The sequence below is a fragment of the Kineosporia succinea genome, from assembly GCF_030811555.1.
Taxonomy (GTDB): domain Bacteria; phylum Actinomycetota; class Actinomycetes; order Actinomycetales; family Kineosporiaceae; genus Kineosporia; species Kineosporia succinea.
In genome coordinates this window covers 3,810,869-3,826,225 of the sequence record NZ_JAUSQZ010000001.1, presented here as the reverse complement: position 1 = coordinate 3,826,225, position 15,357 = coordinate 3,810,869, and the positions used below count along the sequence as shown (strand labels likewise).

At 72.8% G+C, this 15,357-nt stretch carries 12 protein-coding genes; 6 read left to right on the top strand and 6 right to left on the bottom strand.

From position 1 onward, the window contains the following. Positions 1-18 precede the first annotated feature (18 nt). The 4 genes from J2S57_RS16815 to J2S57_RS16800 all read right to left on the bottom strand — a co-directional run bounded on the left by J2S57_RS16815 (position 19) and on the right by J2S57_RS16800 (position 8,422). Entirely contained in the window at positions 19-5,052 is a 5,034-nt protein-coding gene (locus J2S57_RS16815; RefSeq protein WP_307243881.1) for a hypothetical protein, read from the bottom strand. Further along, positions 5,049-5,900: a DUF4132 domain-containing protein gene (locus J2S57_RS16810; protein WP_307243879.1), complete on the bottom strand. Its 852-nt coding sequence runs from the start codon at positions 5,898-5,900 to the stop codon at positions 5,049-5,051. Before J2S57_RS16810 ends, J2S57_RS16815 begins: the two co-directional genes overlap by 4 nt. Before the next feature lie 102 nt (positions 5,901-6,002). Beyond that, a complete protein-coding gene (locus J2S57_RS16805; protein ID WP_307243878.1) occupies positions 6,003-7,046 on the bottom strand; it encodes an aminoglycoside phosphotransferase family protein in 1,044 nt (347 codons plus the stop codon). Further along, positions 7,043-8,422 carry a helix-turn-helix domain-containing protein gene (locus J2S57_RS16800; RefSeq protein ID WP_307243876.1) on the bottom strand — a complete coding sequence of 460 codons (1,380 nt, stop codon included), beginning with the start codon at positions 8,420-8,422 and terminating at the stop codon, positions 7,043-7,045. Before J2S57_RS16800 ends, J2S57_RS16805 begins: the two co-directional genes overlap by 4 nt. A 728-nt stretch (positions 8,423-9,150) precedes the next feature. Here J2S57_RS16800 and J2S57_RS16795 point away from each other — a divergent pair. From J2S57_RS16795 to J2S57_RS16770, 6 genes are all read left to right on the top strand, one after another. Then, positions 9,151-9,531 (top strand): hypothetical protein, encoded by a 381-nt coding sequence (locus J2S57_RS16795; protein WP_307243874.1) that lies wholly within the window; start codon positions 9,151-9,153, stop codon positions 9,529-9,531. An 84-nt stretch (positions 9,532-9,615) separates the two neighbouring features. Continuing rightward, positions 9,616-10,704, top strand: coding sequence for an acyl-CoA dehydrogenase family protein (locus J2S57_RS16790; RefSeq protein ID WP_307243871.1), 1,089 nt, complete (start codon positions 9,616-9,618; stop codon positions 10,702-10,704). Beyond that, entirely contained in the window at positions 10,701-11,477 is a 777-nt protein-coding gene (locus J2S57_RS16785) for a PIG-L deacetylase family protein (protein ID WP_307243868.1), read from the top strand. Before J2S57_RS16790 ends, J2S57_RS16785 begins: the two co-directional genes overlap by 4 nt. Next, positions 11,474-12,034, top strand: coding sequence for a class I SAM-dependent DNA methyltransferase (locus tag J2S57_RS16780; protein ID WP_307243864.1), 561 nt, complete (start codon positions 11,474-11,476; stop codon positions 12,032-12,034). Before J2S57_RS16785 ends, J2S57_RS16780 begins: the two co-directional genes overlap by 4 nt. Continuing rightward, positions 12,031-12,813 (top strand): glycosyltransferase family 2 protein, encoded by a 783-nt coding sequence (locus J2S57_RS16775; protein WP_307243862.1) that lies wholly within the window; start codon positions 12,031-12,033, stop codon positions 12,811-12,813. The genes J2S57_RS16780 and J2S57_RS16775 overlap by 4 nt, the downstream gene beginning before the upstream one ends. Continuing rightward, positions 12,810-13,178 carry a hypothetical protein gene (locus J2S57_RS16770; RefSeq protein ID WP_307243859.1) on the top strand — a complete coding sequence of 123 codons (369 nt, stop codon included), beginning with the start codon at positions 12,810-12,812 and terminating at the stop codon, positions 13,176-13,178. The genes J2S57_RS16775 and J2S57_RS16770 overlap by 4 nt, the downstream gene beginning before the upstream one ends. A gap of 11 nt (positions 13,179-13,189) precedes the next feature. Here J2S57_RS16770 and J2S57_RS16765 read toward each other — a convergent pair whose 3' ends face one another. Both J2S57_RS16765 and J2S57_RS16760 read right to left on the bottom strand, forming a co-directional pair. Next, positions 13,190-13,906 (bottom strand): RibD family protein, encoded by a 717-nt coding sequence (locus tag J2S57_RS16765; protein WP_307243857.1) that lies wholly within the window; start codon positions 13,904-13,906, stop codon positions 13,190-13,192. Then, complete coding sequence (locus tag J2S57_RS16760; RefSeq protein ID WP_307243854.1) at positions 13,906-15,117, bottom strand: NsdA family TPR-like regulatory protein; 1,212 nt, start codon at positions 15,115-15,117, stop codon at positions 13,906-13,908. Before J2S57_RS16760 ends, J2S57_RS16765 begins: the two co-directional genes overlap by 1 nt. Positions 15,118-15,357: the final 240 nt, after the last annotated feature.

Genomic DNA, 15,357 nt, shown 5'->3' with positions numbered 1-15,357 from the left:
TCCCCGACCCCACGGCCCTCATCGCGCCCGCCCCGCCGCGCGTCCGGTGCGCAGGGCCTCCAGGCGCGGCCCGTCGTCACCCTCGACCCGCTCCCAGGCCAGCCGGAAGAGCTCCCGCACCGACGTCACCGGCACCGCCAGGTCGAGCGGCGACGCCCCACCCGGTGACAGCCCGAGCAACGGCACCTTCCACGCCTCCAACGGCAGCCCCGGCGCCTTCACGTTGAGCCAGGCCGACGGCAGAAACACCGACCGCCCGGCCCGCGCCCGCCTGCCCTCGACCACCAGCCCGGCCTCGGTCAGGGCGGACGTGGCGGCCTTGAGCCGACGGGGCGTCCAGCCGTTCCAGAGCCGCACGTTCTTGTCGGTCGGATCGGGCAACGCCAGCAACTGCAGGTAGTAGCGGGCCGCCGCGGCGTCGAGCCCGGTGCGGGCGCTCACCCGCTCGACCAGATCGGGCACACTCACCGCCGGATCCTGCAGCCACCCCTCGGTCACCTCCGGCGCCCGCAGCTCGGCCACCAGCCGCGCCAGCGCCTCACCGCGGGCGACGAGCAACGGGTAGCTCCACTGGTCGGGCACGGCCTCGCCCAGGGCCAGCAGCGGTTGCCCGGCCCCGTCGAGAGCGGCCGGCCGCACGTACAGCTCGGACCTCCAGGGGCGGCTGACCAGATACCCCGCACCCCCCAGGTCCAGCAGCTCCTCGGGGGCGTTCGGCCCCTCCGGCGCGGGCGGCAGACCGTAGACCTGCCGCAATCCGTCGAGCGTGCGCCCCTCGGCCTGCCGGAAGAGCATCAGCAGACCGGGGTGGGCGAGCCGTTGGCGCAGGGCGTCGTAAACCTCGGGCAGCGTGCGCCGGAGCGGATCGTGCAGGGGCAGGTGGTAGGCCAGCCACAGCAACCCGATCACGGTGTCGGACAGGTGCCTCGGCAAGAATCCGGAATCGCCGTCGTAGGTGAGCCGCTTGTCTTCGAAACGCGCTGTCAGGTCGACGTTCAGCCATCCGGTCGCGGCGGGTGCGGCCATCGCCTGCAGCACGGCTGCCGCGTCCTGCGCCCCGGTGTACGCGCCCTTGCGGGAGGCGGCGAACGCGGCGACCAGCTCGTCGGCCACCGGCACCCGGCGCCCGAACAGTGCCACCCACTCCCGGGCCAGACGCTCGACATCGGGCCCCTTCTCCCAGAGGTCGGCGGGCTCGTCGGGCATGGCCGCGGACAGCAACCGCAGCCGGGCCCCGACGTCGAGCCGCCCGACCAGAGCGTCTCGAGCCGTCTTGGCCTCGGCCACCTTCAGGCCGAGCAGCTCGCGGACCTCCTTGGGCAGGAAGTTGTTCTCGTACGAGTCGATCTGCAGCAGACCGGCCAGCAACAGCGCCGCCTCGGCGCGGGTCAGGCCGGTGCGGTTCACCAGCTCGTCGACCGCCTCCGGCCGCCACGACGCCGGCCCGTGCTGCGCCAGCAGGTCGAGCAGCGCGAGGATCGCCTCCGGGCTGCCCCAGCTGCCACCCTCCCGTTCGAGGGAGATGCGGTAGCCGTCAACCGGGCCGAAATCACCGGGTTCGGTGACGTGTTCGAGGGCCGTGAGCACACCCCGGTAGGAACCGTCGTGGTACTCGGTGTCCCAGAAGAAGGCGAAAGCCTGACCACCCCGGGTGGGCAGCATCGTGCCGTGCTCGACCTCCTGGTCGCGGATCGCCTGGGGCGTGGACGATTTCACGGAGACCAGCTTGAGTCGGCGCCAGTGCCCGGCCGCCGGGATCAGCACCGGGTGCCGGGCCACCTCGGCCAGCAGCACCATCAGGGCCGACCGGACTTCGGGCGGGGTGGTCGCCAGGGACGCGCGCAGGGCCAGGGCGCCCAGCCCCCCGGTCACCGGGGTGGACCAGTCGACGGACGTGGTGGGCACGTCGGCCGACGACGGCTTCTTCGCGCCCAGGCCGAGTTTGGACAGCAGCCCCTTCTTCGGCGGGTTGCCGGTCAGCACCGCGACGACCCCGCGCAGGTTGGGCAGCGTCTCGTAACTGCTGCGGCTTCCCGAGTAGTGGCCGTAGTAGGTGGCCCTCTCGGTGAGCCCGGCCACCGCGCGGCCCAGATCCTGGTCGGAGGCCGTGGCCGGCACCGCGACACCTGCCCCCGCGGGAGGCTCCGCCTCCGGAAGCTCCTCGGCCTCCGGTGTGTTGACGATCTCGACCGGCCGCGTGCTCACCGGCTCGGGCAGCGACCGCACCCGTTCCGCCTGCGCGACCGCGACCTCCAGCACGCCCGCCACCCCGAGAACCAGCTTCTCGTGGGTGATCTGCGGCAGCACCTGCCGCACCGCCTTCTCGGCCCGGCCCCGCCGGGCGGCCTCGACCAGCGCGGCGGCCTGCTCACGGGTGATGCCCCGCAGCGCCGCCGACCCCTGCTCGTCACGCGCCCGCAGCGCGTGCCAGTAGACCACCGGCGGCACGAGTGGCGTGCCCTTGGCGTAGTCGCACGACCGGCCGGTGTGCACGTCGCTACCGCCCACCTCGCCGTCGGAGAACGTGACGGACGTGCCCCGGCCCGCGATCAGCAACGCCACCGCAGGACCCCCGCCGGGCATCCGGATCGGGCCGACGACCCCGGGCTGCCAGTGGATTCCGGACGACTTCATCAGCTCCGGCCTGAGCCGGGCCACGTCACCGGTGACCGAGACCGCTTCGCCCGACCCGTCGGCCGACCGCACCGAGCGCCAGCCCAGCAGCCCGCCGGCCGTGCCGAACGGCGTGCCCTCCAACCCGGGCGGCACCGGGGCCAGGGCACACCAGTCGTCGGCCGGCACCGACCCGTCGGCCTCCAGCCCGGCCTCGAAGAACGCCGGACGTGAGAGCCGCCCCGGATCGCCGGTGGCCGGGTCGAACTCGCGCCAGCCCCGGCCGTTGACCATCTCCCCGTCGAGACGCCACCAGCCCGAGCCGTCGCTCACCACGGCGTGGGCCTTGCCCACGGTGCGGTCGCCGGGCAGCAGCGGGCGCCCGCCGAAGGTGCGCCCGCCACCGGGCAGCGGCGCGGACGTGCCGAAGCGGCTGAAGTGGTGCTGCGGCATCGCCCCGGCGACCCGGAAGACCTCGTCGGCCCGGTCGTCCCAGTAGCCGTGCACCCCGCTCTCGCTGTCCCACAGCACCAGCAGCCGCCCGTCGACGAAGACCACCGAGCGCGAGTAGTAGCTCGGCACGTCTTTCGGGATACGGAACGTGTGACGCAGCAGGATCTCCCGTGGGCCCACCACCACGGCCATGAGCTTGTTGTGGAGCACGAGCGCGGGCCAGGAGTCGGCGACGGTGAACGGCTCTTCGGTGTAGCCGTTGGGATGTGGCTTGGGCACCGGGAACTCGGCCACCGCCTCTTCGAGCGCGGGCCAGCCGAACTCGTCGAACAGCCCGATCCGCAGCGTGCGGGCCAGTGCCCCGGCGACGTCGGCGCCGCTCAGCCGGGGATACGCGTCGGGCCGCACCCCGAGCACCTCGCCGTGGGCCACCAGCCGCAGCCGGTCGAGCGTGTCGGTCAGCGCCGGCAGCGCCCCACCGGTCACGGCCGTGGCCGTCTCGTCGAGCCAGTCGCCGAGAGCCTCGCGGGGGCCCCGGGTCTCGTAGAACGGACGCAGGTCGTCGAGCGGTTTGCGGCCCGCCGCATCGGGCCGGAACCCGTAGCGGTCGCGCATGGCCTCGTCGATGCCCAGCCGCATCGGCTCCCGCGCCCAGTCGGTTGCCGCCAGGCTCACCAGGTCACGACGACCCGGTGACTGGTCTTCGCGCCAGCGCTTGAGGCCGAACTTGGCCACCGGGCGCCCTTCGGGCAACTGCACGCGCAGGCCGTGGGCGAGCACCAGGTCGAGCAGGTCGAGGTCGACGCCCTTGTCGAGCAGCCGCAACGGCACGTTCTCGGCCTGCAGCCGGGGCACCATCGCCTGGGCCAGGGAGAGCAGCCGCGGCGAGCGCCGGGTGGTGCGCCAGCCCCGGGCCCGCCAGAGCACGGCCCGGGCGAGCCAGCCGGCCGAGCCGTCTTCGGGCCGGGCCGCTTCGGGCACCCCGTCGAGCTCGGTGAGCCCGGCCAGCGAACCGGTGTCGTGCAGCAGGGTGAACCAGAAGTCTTCGGTGCCGGTCTGGTCGCCCTGGGGGAAGAGGGAGAGCAGACTTCGGCGCACCGCCGGCTCTTTCGCCGACAGGCGCTGCAGCGCGGCGGCGTAGGACTTCCAGAACGGCAGCGGGGCGTGCGGCAGCGCGGGTGAGTCGAGCAGCTCGCGGACGACCTTCTCCTCCTCGGCGGCCTGCCCCAGCTCGGCCGCCTTGACCAGGCGGCGCAGGTCGTCGGCCATGCCGGCGTAGGGCGGCAGGCCACCGGCGACGCGCTCGGCGCAGACCTGCCGGAACAGCTCGTAGGCGGCGACCGGATCGGTGCGCTGCGCCAGGTCTTTCGCGTACTGGGTGAGTGACTTGCCGCTCAGGGCGCCGTTGAACGCGAACTCCAGGAAGACGTCGCGCTGCCGGGCCTCGTCGATCGGCAGGGCGTGCACCCGCTCGGCCTCGCGGGCCTTGCCGAACATCGTGGCCGCGCTCTGTTTGTTGTCGACCGCCAGGAACGCGCGGCCGGCCTGCTCGTAGAACGTGGGCAGGAAGTGCGGCACCGAGGCACCGAGCCGGGCGGCCAGCTCGTCGAAGCCGTCTTTCGCGGCGCCCGGGCGGCCCTTGGCCTGCCGGGCCAGCCGCTCGAGGTCTTTCACCAGCGCCAGCGCGTGGTGACCGTTGGCCGGGTCGTTGACCAGGGCCCAGGCCGGGAAGCCGAGGGCCTGACGCCGGCCCGTGCCGACCGCGACCGGGGGCCGGGCGGGCTCGAACCCGAGGAACTCGACGGCGAGATCCTCGGCACCGCCCAGGGTCTCGGGCACCAGCCGGACCACCGCCCGATCGCCCAGGGCCGGATGCCGGTAGGCCCGGGCCGTCATCGTGTCGGTGCCGTCGAGCGACGACTCCGGGGCCGGGCCGGCCACCACCGCGCCGGCTTCGATCAGCTTCTCCCGCGTCTGCCTGCTCATGCCGCCTCGTCTTCGGTGGTGCGGCCCGCGAAGATGCGGGCCGCCATGCGAGCGCCCTCGGACCAGGCCACCGGCCCGACCTCGGTGAGCGGGACCGGGCGCGACGCCTCGTCGACCCAGCCGAGCTCACCGGTCCAGGCCGGGCCCTCGGGGGCGTCGGACCCGAGCCAGTAACGGGCGTCGAGCGGGCGCCCGCCCTCCCAGACGCGCAGCGAGGCGTAGCCACCGCGCACCGCGTATCCCAGTGAGTTGGCCCGGCCGGTGAGGAACCTCAGCTCGCCGAACGCGCCGCCGGAGAAGTCGCTCAGCGAGGTGTCACGCGGGCGCAGGCCGGACGGGCGCGGCGTGATCTCGCGGAACAGCTGCGAGACGGTCTGCTCGACACCCAGGTCGGTGACGAACTCGCGCAGCTCGTCGAGGTCGGCCAGCAGCACCGGGTGCGGGATCTCCACCTCGGGGGCGGGCACGAACACCGTGTCACCCTCGAGAGTGACCAGCCCGATGCCCTTCTCGGCGTCGACCGCGCGCAGCAGGCCGAGCTCACCGCCCGCCGACGACCGCACCACGAGGTCGCGCAGGGCCCGCTGCCAGGACTCGTCGGGCCAGACCTCGGTGAGCAGGCCGAGCGGCACCGGCAGCGAACGGACCATCCAGGTCTCGACCTGGGCGAGGCAACTGGCCTCGTGCCGGGTGAGCCATTCGGCGACCTGGCGCAGCTGCACCACCACCGGGTCGTCTTTCAGTGACGCGGGAACGCTCTTCAGCAGGCGGCCCGAGCTGTTGCGGCACCGCAGAACGCCCTCGTCCAGAGCGACTTCGTGCCCACTCGCGGTCTTCGTCCAACTCACGTCGCGGACGCTACCAACGCCCACCGACAATCTTGAGAGCCAGACCGGTGAAACCCGGGCGAACCCACCCCCCGTGGGTGGGCTCGCCCGGTCGGGAACGAGTCAGACCGAGACCTGACCGTAGGTACTCCACCGCGCCGACGCGTCTCCTCGACGGAGGCTGTCGACCCGGAAGCGCCACTGCGGCCGCAACCCCGGATTGGCCGCCAGCACCGGCAGCACGCTGGTGACCAGCTGCAGCTCACGCAGCCGGCGCAGCACCGGGAACCCGGGCCAGTTCTGCACGTCGTGCCCGTAGGCGAGGACGAACCGGGAGGCCGGGTCGCCGCCGTAGTCGAAGCGCAGGGCCCCGACCGCGATCGGCGTCAGGTCCCACTCGCGCGGCCCCCAGCAGGTGGAGTCGAAATCGCACAGCACCGGCCCGTTCTCGCCCACGATGACGTTGCCGAGGAACGAGTCGCCGTGGATCAGGCCGGGCGGCAGCAGCGGCTCCAGCTCCTTGAGCGCCGCGAGCTGCTCGGCCACCGCGTCGGTCTCGGCCTGCAGGAAGGCCAGGTCTTCGAGGGCCAGCGGCCCGGCCGAGGCGATGCGCCGGCGGATCCCGGCGACCGGTTCCCAGCGCACCAGGGAGGCCGCGGGCGAGGGTGACTGCACCGGGATGGGCCCGGTGTTCTGCCCGGGCACCGAGGGACGCCGGCGGCTGCGACCGCGACGGGCCGGCACCACCGGGGCGGCCGGGGTCGCGAGGGGCACCGCGTGCACCGCCTTCAGCAGCACCGCGAGGTCGGCGGGCTCGGCGTCGCGCACCGGGCGGACGTCGTGCCAGAGCGTGACCTCGTGCCCGCGGACCATCATCGGCTGGTCGTCGGGCTGGGCCAGGCGCACGGCGGGCACCCCGTGCCGCTCGAGCAGCCGGGCGACGTGCACCACCCGCCGGGCCCGCTCGCCCACGGCCGCGGACCCGGCGATCCGGATCACCACGCCGGCCCGGGGCAGGCGCAGCACCGCGTTGTTGGTGAACTTGAGAACGGTGTGGTCGCGGGGGTCGAGGCCCAGAATCCGGCAGGCAGCATTCACCGTGGTGGTGATCTCTGCCGGATCCAGTGCGGGACGGTCGAGCCCGGGACTGGTCTCGGCCGGGTTCACGAGACGAGAACCTGCTCGATCCGCCGCCCCAGGTCGCGCACGGCGTCGCCCGCGGGACCGCGGTCGGCGAGGCCGAGCGACAGGTCGCGCAGCGGGGCCAGCCGGTCGGTGACCCGGCGCGAACGCAGCCGGTGCGCCTGCCCCAGGGCGAGCTCCCCGAACTCCAGGGCGGCCTGGCTGTCGTGCGTGAGCAGGCAGGCCGTGGCCAGTGCGCCCTGCTCGAAGGCGAGGCTGCGGGCCATCACGTCGGTGCGCTCGGCCACGCTGCGCTCGAGCGCCAGCCGCGCGGGCCCGGCGTGGGCCTCGTTGGTGCGGGCCATCGCCAGCTTGGTCATGCCGTCGAGCGCCATCACGTCGAGCTCCGCGAAGAACTGCACCCAGGGCTCGCTGTCGGTGTCCTCCGCCCGGGAGAACTCGTCGGAGGCCCGGTTCAGGTGGATGATGGCCTGGGCCTCGTCTCCCATCTCGGCGTAGGTCCAGGCGATGTTGGCGCAGAGCATGGCCACGGTGCGGCGGGAGCCGGAGTCCTGCGCGGCGAGCTGGCCCAGCTGGAAGAAGCGCAGGGCCTCGCTCACCCGCTTGCGGTGCAGGTAGACCCGCCCGGCGCGGTAGAGCACGTTGGCCGTGAGCGAGGGCAGGCCGGCCTGCCGGGCGAAGTCGAGCGCGAGGGCCAGGTGCCGCCCGGCCACGGTGTAGAGACCGACGTCGAATGCCGTCCACCCGGCCAGGTTGTGCACGTCGGCGGCCGCGATCCACAGGCGGGTCTGGGTGGCCGGCCGGGACGGCAGCTCGCACAGCTTGTCGACCCAGCGGGCGTGCGCCGACACCGCGTCGCGACAGGCTCCGCCCCCGAACCGGTAGTCGAGGTGACGCAGTTGCGCCGTGACCGCCTCAGCCTGTTCCACGTCCTCGGGCCCGACCTGGCCGGGCAGCGGGGTGGCGGCGGCCGGCACCGACGCCCACTCCGGCGACAGCTCACCGGCCGTGCCGACCGTGACCTCGGCGGCGTAGGCCAGGAGGGCGTGGCCCCGCGCGTCGTCTTCATGGTCGGTGCGGGTCTGGGCCGGCACCAGGTTGGCGTCGAGCCAGGTCGCCGTGTCAGTGTCGTAGGCCAGCCCGAGGTATCCGCGCGGGACGCCGAAGCCGTCGGCGACCCGGCAGAGCACCTCGTAGGCCATCACCCGGCGACCCCGCAGCACCTCGTACACCTCGGACGACGACATCCCGGTGAGGGCCGCGATGGTTCGCTGAGAAGTACCGTGCTTCTGGAGCAGCCGGAAGACCGTGCCCAGATCGCGGGCCGCGAGAGCGCGGCGCATGTCCAGGCGCTCCCAGACCTCGTCGGCGGGCAGTGGACTTCGTGGTTCCACGTTCATCGCTCGACTCCTGTTTCCCCGTTTTCCCCGTCTTGACCGACGGTAGGGGATCCGTCACGGAATGGCTAACAACTCCGCCCAGAATGCAGCCAAGCCGACTAGCCCGACTAGGCACCCGACGGGTACATCCCGTTTGTCCTGTATGGGCAGCCTGTTCCGGTTGCCTTGCCACGCCGCCTAGCCGGACGAGTCACCCGCGACCGGCGCCACCGGCCAGCCGAGCCGCTCCCCCCGGCGGCTGTACCCGGAACGGCGTCAGGAGCAATGCTCTTGGAACAGCGCCGGGGCGGGTGACAGTCACCCGCCGACACCCTCCACCCGTCCCGGCGCCGGCTCGTCCTCCCGGTCCTCACCTCCCCAGCCAGGGGGTCGGCCCGGAGGGCCACAGCCGTGAGTACCGCCACTCAGGCGATATTCAGGAATGCCGCATTGCCATTCATCAGTGCAATCGGACGCGGGAATCTGCCTGCCGGTGCGTTCCGGCCGCAGGTTCGACACCGCACCGATACCGCGACGGGGGAATCAGCCGGTGACTTTCAGGCATCTCCCCGGAACGCTGTGTCGAATTCTCATACCCCCGGGCCAATCCCGGGACATCCGTTCGGGCGAATCGTCCACGGGCCGTAACGGGAGACGGCCTTACACCGATAGCGCCCAAGTGGCACTTCGACAGGAGTGACGAGAGCAGTGCACAGCACCACCGGTATACAGGTCATGGAGGTTCGGTCATGAGCGAGGTCAGCAGGAGCATGAGCACCATCGGGGGTGTCTCGACCAGCTACAGCCCGATCCGTGAGAGCGCGGTGACGATCAATCTCGAGGCCTGGACGGGCCGGCTCAGCTTCGACGCCAAGAACGGGCGCGGCTGGCGCGTGGGCACCGTGGTCGTCGACGTCGCCCTGTCCGAGATGACGATCACCTACGGCACCCGCAAGCGCGCGGTCATCGACCGCGGCGACTTCCGCGACTGGCTGCTGCGCCCGGGCACCCCTCTGCCCGTGGACGACGTGGTCTGGCAGAGCGAGGCCGACGGGATCTACATCGTCATCGGGGGTCTCACCTACGCGGTGCCCGACTTCGTCGTGCAGCGGCTCGACAACGTCATCTAGCTCGTCCCGGATGGCCCTCGCCCCGGCCGGGCCGGGGGCCATCTGGACGGGCCGGATCGCCCCACCGGCGTCAGGATGCATCGCGTGGGAGTGCTGAGCGATCCGACCGTTGCCGCCCTCCCGGACCCGGTTGCCTCGAGCCTTCTCTCGCGGTCCGGCTCCGGGAACCGAAGCCTGCTGCCCGGCGCCGTCCCGGCGCCCGTCGACCGTTCCGCCCCGGACGCCGCCGACCGGGTGGCCGAGGTCGTCCGCGACCTGACCACCACCCTGGCCGGCTCGCCGATCACCACCGGCCCGCTGCTGCCGTTGTGGCAGACGCTGGCCGCCCTGGGCCACGCCGACCTGGCCGTGGCCCGGCTGGCCGAGGGCCACATCGACGCTCTGCGCATCCTGCACGAGGCCGACCGCACCCCGGTGCCCGGTGCGGTCTACGGCGTCTGGGCGTCCGCCTCGGGCGGCACCGGCCTGACCGCCCGCCGCGACGGTGAGGGCTGGGTCGTCGAGGGCACGATGCGGTTCTGCTCCGGCGCCTGGTTCCTCGACCGCGCGCTCACCGTGATCTCCACCGACCAGGGCAAGATCATGGTGGACGTTCCGGTGCAGACGTCCGCTCTGGTCCGCCAGGACGGCACCTGGCCGTCACTGGGGATGGACGCCAGTCGCAGTGTCGACATCCAGGTGCACGACCTGCGCGTGAGCGAGGCCGACGCCGTCGGCGGCCCCGGTTTCTACCTCGAGCGGCCAGGTTTCGCGATCGGTGGGGTCGGCGTCGCCGCGGTGTGGCTGGGAGGCGCTCACGGCGTCCTGCGTTCCCTGCTCGACACCGTCCGGCCCGAACGGGCCTCCCCGCACCAGCTCGCCCACCTCGGTGCGATGTCGGTCGCGATCACGGCGGCCGACGCTCTCCTGACCGAGATTGCCCGCCAGGAGCGGGAAATCGACCTGGCCGGGATGACCGCGGCCCGCAGCGCCGTCGAACTGGCCGTGCTCGAGGTGCTCACCCGGGCGCCCCGGGTGAGCGGGCCGAACGGGCTCTGCCGTGACGGTGGATTCGCCCACCGGCTGGCCGATCTCGAGGTCTACGCGCGCCAGCACCACGGCGAGGCCGACTACGAGCAGGTCGGCGCGCACCTGCTCGGCACCGGCACGCTGCTGGGAAGGACGTTCCGGTGACCGATCAGCTGCCCGCCCCGGTCGAGGTCACCGCCCCGGGGCTGCCTCCCGGTCTGTGGCGCCCCAAACTCGAGGCCGCCCCGTCACCCCGCCTGCTGCCGGTCGTGGCCGGGCAGCCGGTGACCATGATCGCCCCGCACCCCGACGACGAGTCGCTGGGTGCGGGTGGCCTGCTGCACCGCCTCAGCGCCGCGGGCTGCTCGCTCACCGTCGCGATCGTGACCGACGGCGCCGCCGGCTACCCCTCGGCCAACCCGGCCCAGCGCCAGGAGCTCGTGCGCACCCGGCGCCGCGAGACCTGGGCCGCGATCCGCGAACTCGGCCGCCACGGCGCCCAGCCGGTGTTTCTCGACATCCCCGACGGCGAGGCCACCGAGCACGAGCAGGAGATCACGCAGCGCCTGGCCGACCTGCTGCCCGACGGCGGGCTGGTGCTCGCCCCCTGGCCCGACGACCCGCACCCCGACCACCAGGCGGTGGGCCGCGCCGCCCGGATCGCCGCGGCCCGGGCCGGTCTCGAGCTGTGGCAGTACCCGATCTGGATGCGCCACTCGATGCGCCCCGACGACGCCCGCGTCGACGACAGCACGCTCAGCGTGGTCTGCCTGTCCACCGCCGAGCGCCAGGCCAAGCGCCGCGCGATCCAGGCGCACGTCAGCCAGATCCGTTCCCCCTTCACCGGTTACGGCCCGGTGCTGCCCGACCACGTGCTCGAGCTGTTCGCCGACGGCCTGGAACCGTTCTTCATCCCGAGGAATCCGCAACTTCCGTGAGAGAAACCGATTTCGAGCAGCGCTACCGGGACGACATCGATCCCTGGGGATACCGCGATTCCTGGTACGAGCAGCGCAAGTACCGGATCACCCTGGCCTGCCTCCCCCGCGAGCGCTACCGCCTGGCCTGGGAACCTGCCTGTTCCATCGGCGTCCTCAGCCGGATGCTGGCCACCCGGGCCGATCAGGTGCACGCCTCCGACCTCAGCCCCACCGCGGTCGCCGGGGCCCGCTCGGGCGACGTCCCCGAGAACGTGGCCTGGAGCGTCCACCAACTGCCCGCGCAACCGGACCTGCCCGGCTCTCCCGACCTCGTCGTCCTCTCCGAGATCCTCTACTACCTCGACGATTCCGACCGCGAGAACACCCTGCGGCTGGCCTGGGACATGCTGGAGCCGGGGGGCGACCTGATCGTCGTGCACTGGCGTTCCTCGTCGCACGACACCCACCTCAGCGGCGACGACACCCACGTCCAGCTCCGGGCCCGGCCGGGATGGCGTCACCTGATCACCCACCACGACGAGGAATTCGTGCTCGACGTGTTCAGGAAGCCATGACCCCGGAGGCCTTCGCGGTCGTCGTCCCGGCCCAGGACGAGGCCGAACTGGTCGGCGACTGCCTCGACTCCGTCGTCACCGCGGTTCGCGGAGCGGGCGTTCCGGTGGCCGTCGTCCTGGTCGCCCACCGTTGTTCCGACGACACCGAAGCGGTTGCCCGGCGGCAGTTGTCACGTCTGTCCGGTCGTTCCGAGGGCCGGGTGCTGAGGCTCGGGCACGGCACCGTCGCCACCGCCCGGTCGGCCGGCAACATGGCCGCGCTGCACCTGCTCGCCGCCTACGGCGTGCCGTTCGACCGCACCTGGCTGCTGTCGACCGACGCCGACAGCCGGGTGCCCGCCGACTGGCTGCGGCAGTACGGCCGGTGGGCCGCCACCGGGGCGCACGCGGTGGCCGGGCACGTGCGGGTCTCGGGCTGGGAGGACGGCGAGAGCGCGGTGTCCCGCACTGCCCGGGAGGCCTACAACCACCTGCTGCGCACCACCGGCCCGCACGTCTACGCGGCCAACCTGGGAGTGCGGGCGGACGCGTACCTGGAGGCGGGCGGCTGGCCCGACCAGGTGCCGGGCGAGGAGCACGCGCTGCTCGCGGCCCTGCGGGAACGGGGACGGCACAGCGTCTCCGCCCCGGAGATCGTGGTCGGCACCAGTGGCCGGCAGGCCGCCCGGGCCGCCGGTGGCCTGGGTGAACTCCTGGGGCGGCTGGCATCGGCCCAGTCCACCCCGGCCGGCACTTTCGCCCGGGCCGTCCCCCGTCAGGCACTACGCTCGCAGCCATGAGGTCTTCGGGATTCCTGATCGGCCTGCTGGTGCTGTCGATCGCCGGGTGCACCTCATCGTCCGGCGCTCAGCACGGCAGCATCCCGAGCCCGGTGGCCACCCCCGAGTCCTGCCCCGACGGCACCGAGCTGGCCGAGACCATGAGCGACCCGCGGGTGCGGTCGATCGAGGTGCGCACCGACTGCTCCGGCGTCTCGATCAGCACCGCTTTGTCCGGCGACCAGGCCGACCTGGCCCTGCTGGTCTGCGACTCCGCCACCGGCCTGGCCTACGCGCACCGCAGCATCGAGCAGGTCACCGTGAACGACGAAGACGGTGAACGACTGGTGCGCGGCACGCGCGGCCAGGCCTGCATGAAGCTCTGAAACCCGAAAACCTAGGCGGGCCGCGCCACCAGCCGCAGGTCCGGCCCGGAGCGGGCCACGTCGAGCAGCTCCAGCCGCAGGATGTCGGCCATGGTGCCGATCCCGGCGTCGAGAAGCCCGCTCTTGCCCGAGCCGAGCAGCGCCGGGGCCACGTAGTTGATCACCCGGTCGACCAGCCGGGCCGCGATGAACGACCCGGCCAGCGTGGGCCCGCCCTCGAGGAACACGCCGCGAATACCCCGCGCGTACAGGGCCTCCAGCAGCGCCGGCACCGAGAGTCCCGGCGCTGCACGCGGAATCCGCACCACCTCGGCCCCCGCCAGATGGTCGGCCCGGGCGTCCGGCGCCACCGCCACGATGGTCGGCGCCGAGTCGTCGAGAACCCTGGCCCCGAAAGGAGTCCGGGCATTGGTGTCGACCACGACCCGGTACGGCTGCCCCTTCGCCACCACGGCCGACAGGTCGAGCCGGGGATCGTCGTTGCCCCGCACGGCCAGGTTCGGGTCGTCGGCCCGCTGGGTGCCCGAGCCGACCACCGTCGCGTCACAGCCGGCCCGCAGCAGGTGCACCTCGGCCCGGCTGGCCGCACCGGTGATCCACTGACTGGTGCCGTCGGCCGCGGCGATGCGGCCGTCGAGCGTGGCGGCGAACTTGTACACCACGAACGGACGGCCCCGGGCGTTCACCGCCGCCCACTCACTGCGGCCGACCAGGTCGTCCAGGGACATCAGCTCCCCACCTGCACGGCCCCCACGAGCGACTCACCGAACTCGATCACCCGGCGGTCGGCGATGTCCTGGTCGGCGGCCACGTCGGTCATCGCCTGCAGCTCGTCGAGCGTGCGCCGCGACCCGGTGTCCACCGCGATCTCCAGCGCCTGGTTGCCCGCGTCCACCGCCTCGTCGATACGGCGCAGCATGGCCAGCGCCTTGGACTTGCGGGCCATGTGCAGGCCTCGCTCGCGCCGGTACTCCTGCGGCCACTCGGTGAGCGCGCGGTCGTAGGAGTCCACCGCCTCCTGCGCCTGGCCCAGCGTGATCAGCACGTTCGCGCGCTGCGCGGCCACGTAGTCGGCGGTGCACCACTCGGCCAGCGACCAGGGGTCGCCGGGCTCGGGGCCCGGGTCGTCCTGCACCAGCTCGAGCGCGTCGTCCATCGCCTTGAGAGCTCCCGTGGAGTCGCCCTCGATCGCCAGCCCGGCCGCCCGCTGCTGGGCCGCCGCGGCCCGGATGCGGGGAACCGAACCGGCCTTCCGCTCCGCCGCCTCACCCAGCCCGACGGCCAGCGACGACTCCTGCGAGGCGGCCGCCTGCTGGGCGCGGCGCATCAGCGTGTAGGCCGCCAGGTCGGTGTTCTCACTGGCCTGGGCCCACTCCACCGAGCGCCCCGTCCACACCGCGCTGCGGGCCGACTGACCGGCGTCCTCGAACAGCCATCCCTGGAACTCGGCGTAGAGGGTGGCCAGGTCGAACACGCGGTGCCTGAGGTCCCCCCGTGCGGAACCCAGCATGTCCTGCACGTTCGACACCTGTTCCCCCACCGTCGCGATCAGACGGCCCGGGCCCAGCATGGAGTCGGAACGGACCAGTGAGGCCCGCAGCGTGGTGAGCTCGTCGATGATCTGCGCGCTGACCGGCAGGGAGGGCCGCACCGCACCGCGGCGACCCTCGGCCGGCGGCAGCGGGTCGAACTCGGCCGGTTCCCCGGTGCCCAGGAAGGCCTGGAACCGGTGCACCGACTCGCGGCTGGCCCGGCTCAGCGCCGTGTCGAGTGCCGCCTGCATCTCCGGCAGCGGCTCGATGTCGGCACCCCGGGCCTCCCAGTTGCTCACCGTCCGCACGGCGACGCCGAGGTGATCGGCGAAACCGATCACCGTCATCCTCAGCGCCCGGCGCAGTGCCCGGGTCTCCCGTCCTGTCCAGCGCTCGACCGCGATCATGCGACCACCCACCCTTTCCCGCTCGGAACGCCATCGACCTTGTGAGCCTGGAGCGGTCCCCGAAATCCCGAATCAGGTTAAGTCGGGTTTGACGGTTTCCCCAGAGGCATTGCATTGCCGTTGCCATATCCGTCACGACTCGTGACTGACGGCTACCGAGAGGGACGTTTGAGGGCACCGATGACGACCGGTCACGAGCCGCTGTGCTTTGGATCACCCCAGGTCAAACGCTTGACACTC

Coding starts and splice junctions, on each gene's coding strand:
- J2S57_RS16770 (WP_307243859.1), top strand. CDS start 12,810: ATGAGGTCTTCGGGATTCCTGATCGGCCTGCTGGTGCTGTCGATCGCC.
- J2S57_RS16815 (WP_307243881.1), bottom strand. CDS start 5,052: ATGAGCAGGCAGACGCGGGAGAAGCTGATCGAAGCCGGCGCGGTGGTG.
- J2S57_RS16775 (WP_307243862.1), top strand. CDS start 12,031: ATGACCCCGGAGGCCTTCGCGGTCGTCGTCCCGGCCCAGGACGAGGCC.
- J2S57_RS16765 (WP_307243857.1), bottom strand. CDS start 13,906: ATGTCCCTGGACGACCTGGTCGGCCGCAGTGAGTGGGCGGCGGTGAAC.
- J2S57_RS16795 (WP_307243874.1), top strand. CDS start 9,151: ATGAGCGAGGTCAGCAGGAGCATGAGCACCATCGGGGGTGTCTCGACC.
- J2S57_RS16760 (WP_307243854.1), bottom strand. CDS start 15,117: ATGATCGCGGTCGAGCGCTGGACAGGACGGGAGACCCGGGCACTGCGC.
- J2S57_RS16800 (WP_307243876.1), bottom strand. CDS start 8,422: ATGAACGTGGAACCACGAAGTCCACTGCCCGCCGACGAGGTCTGGGAG.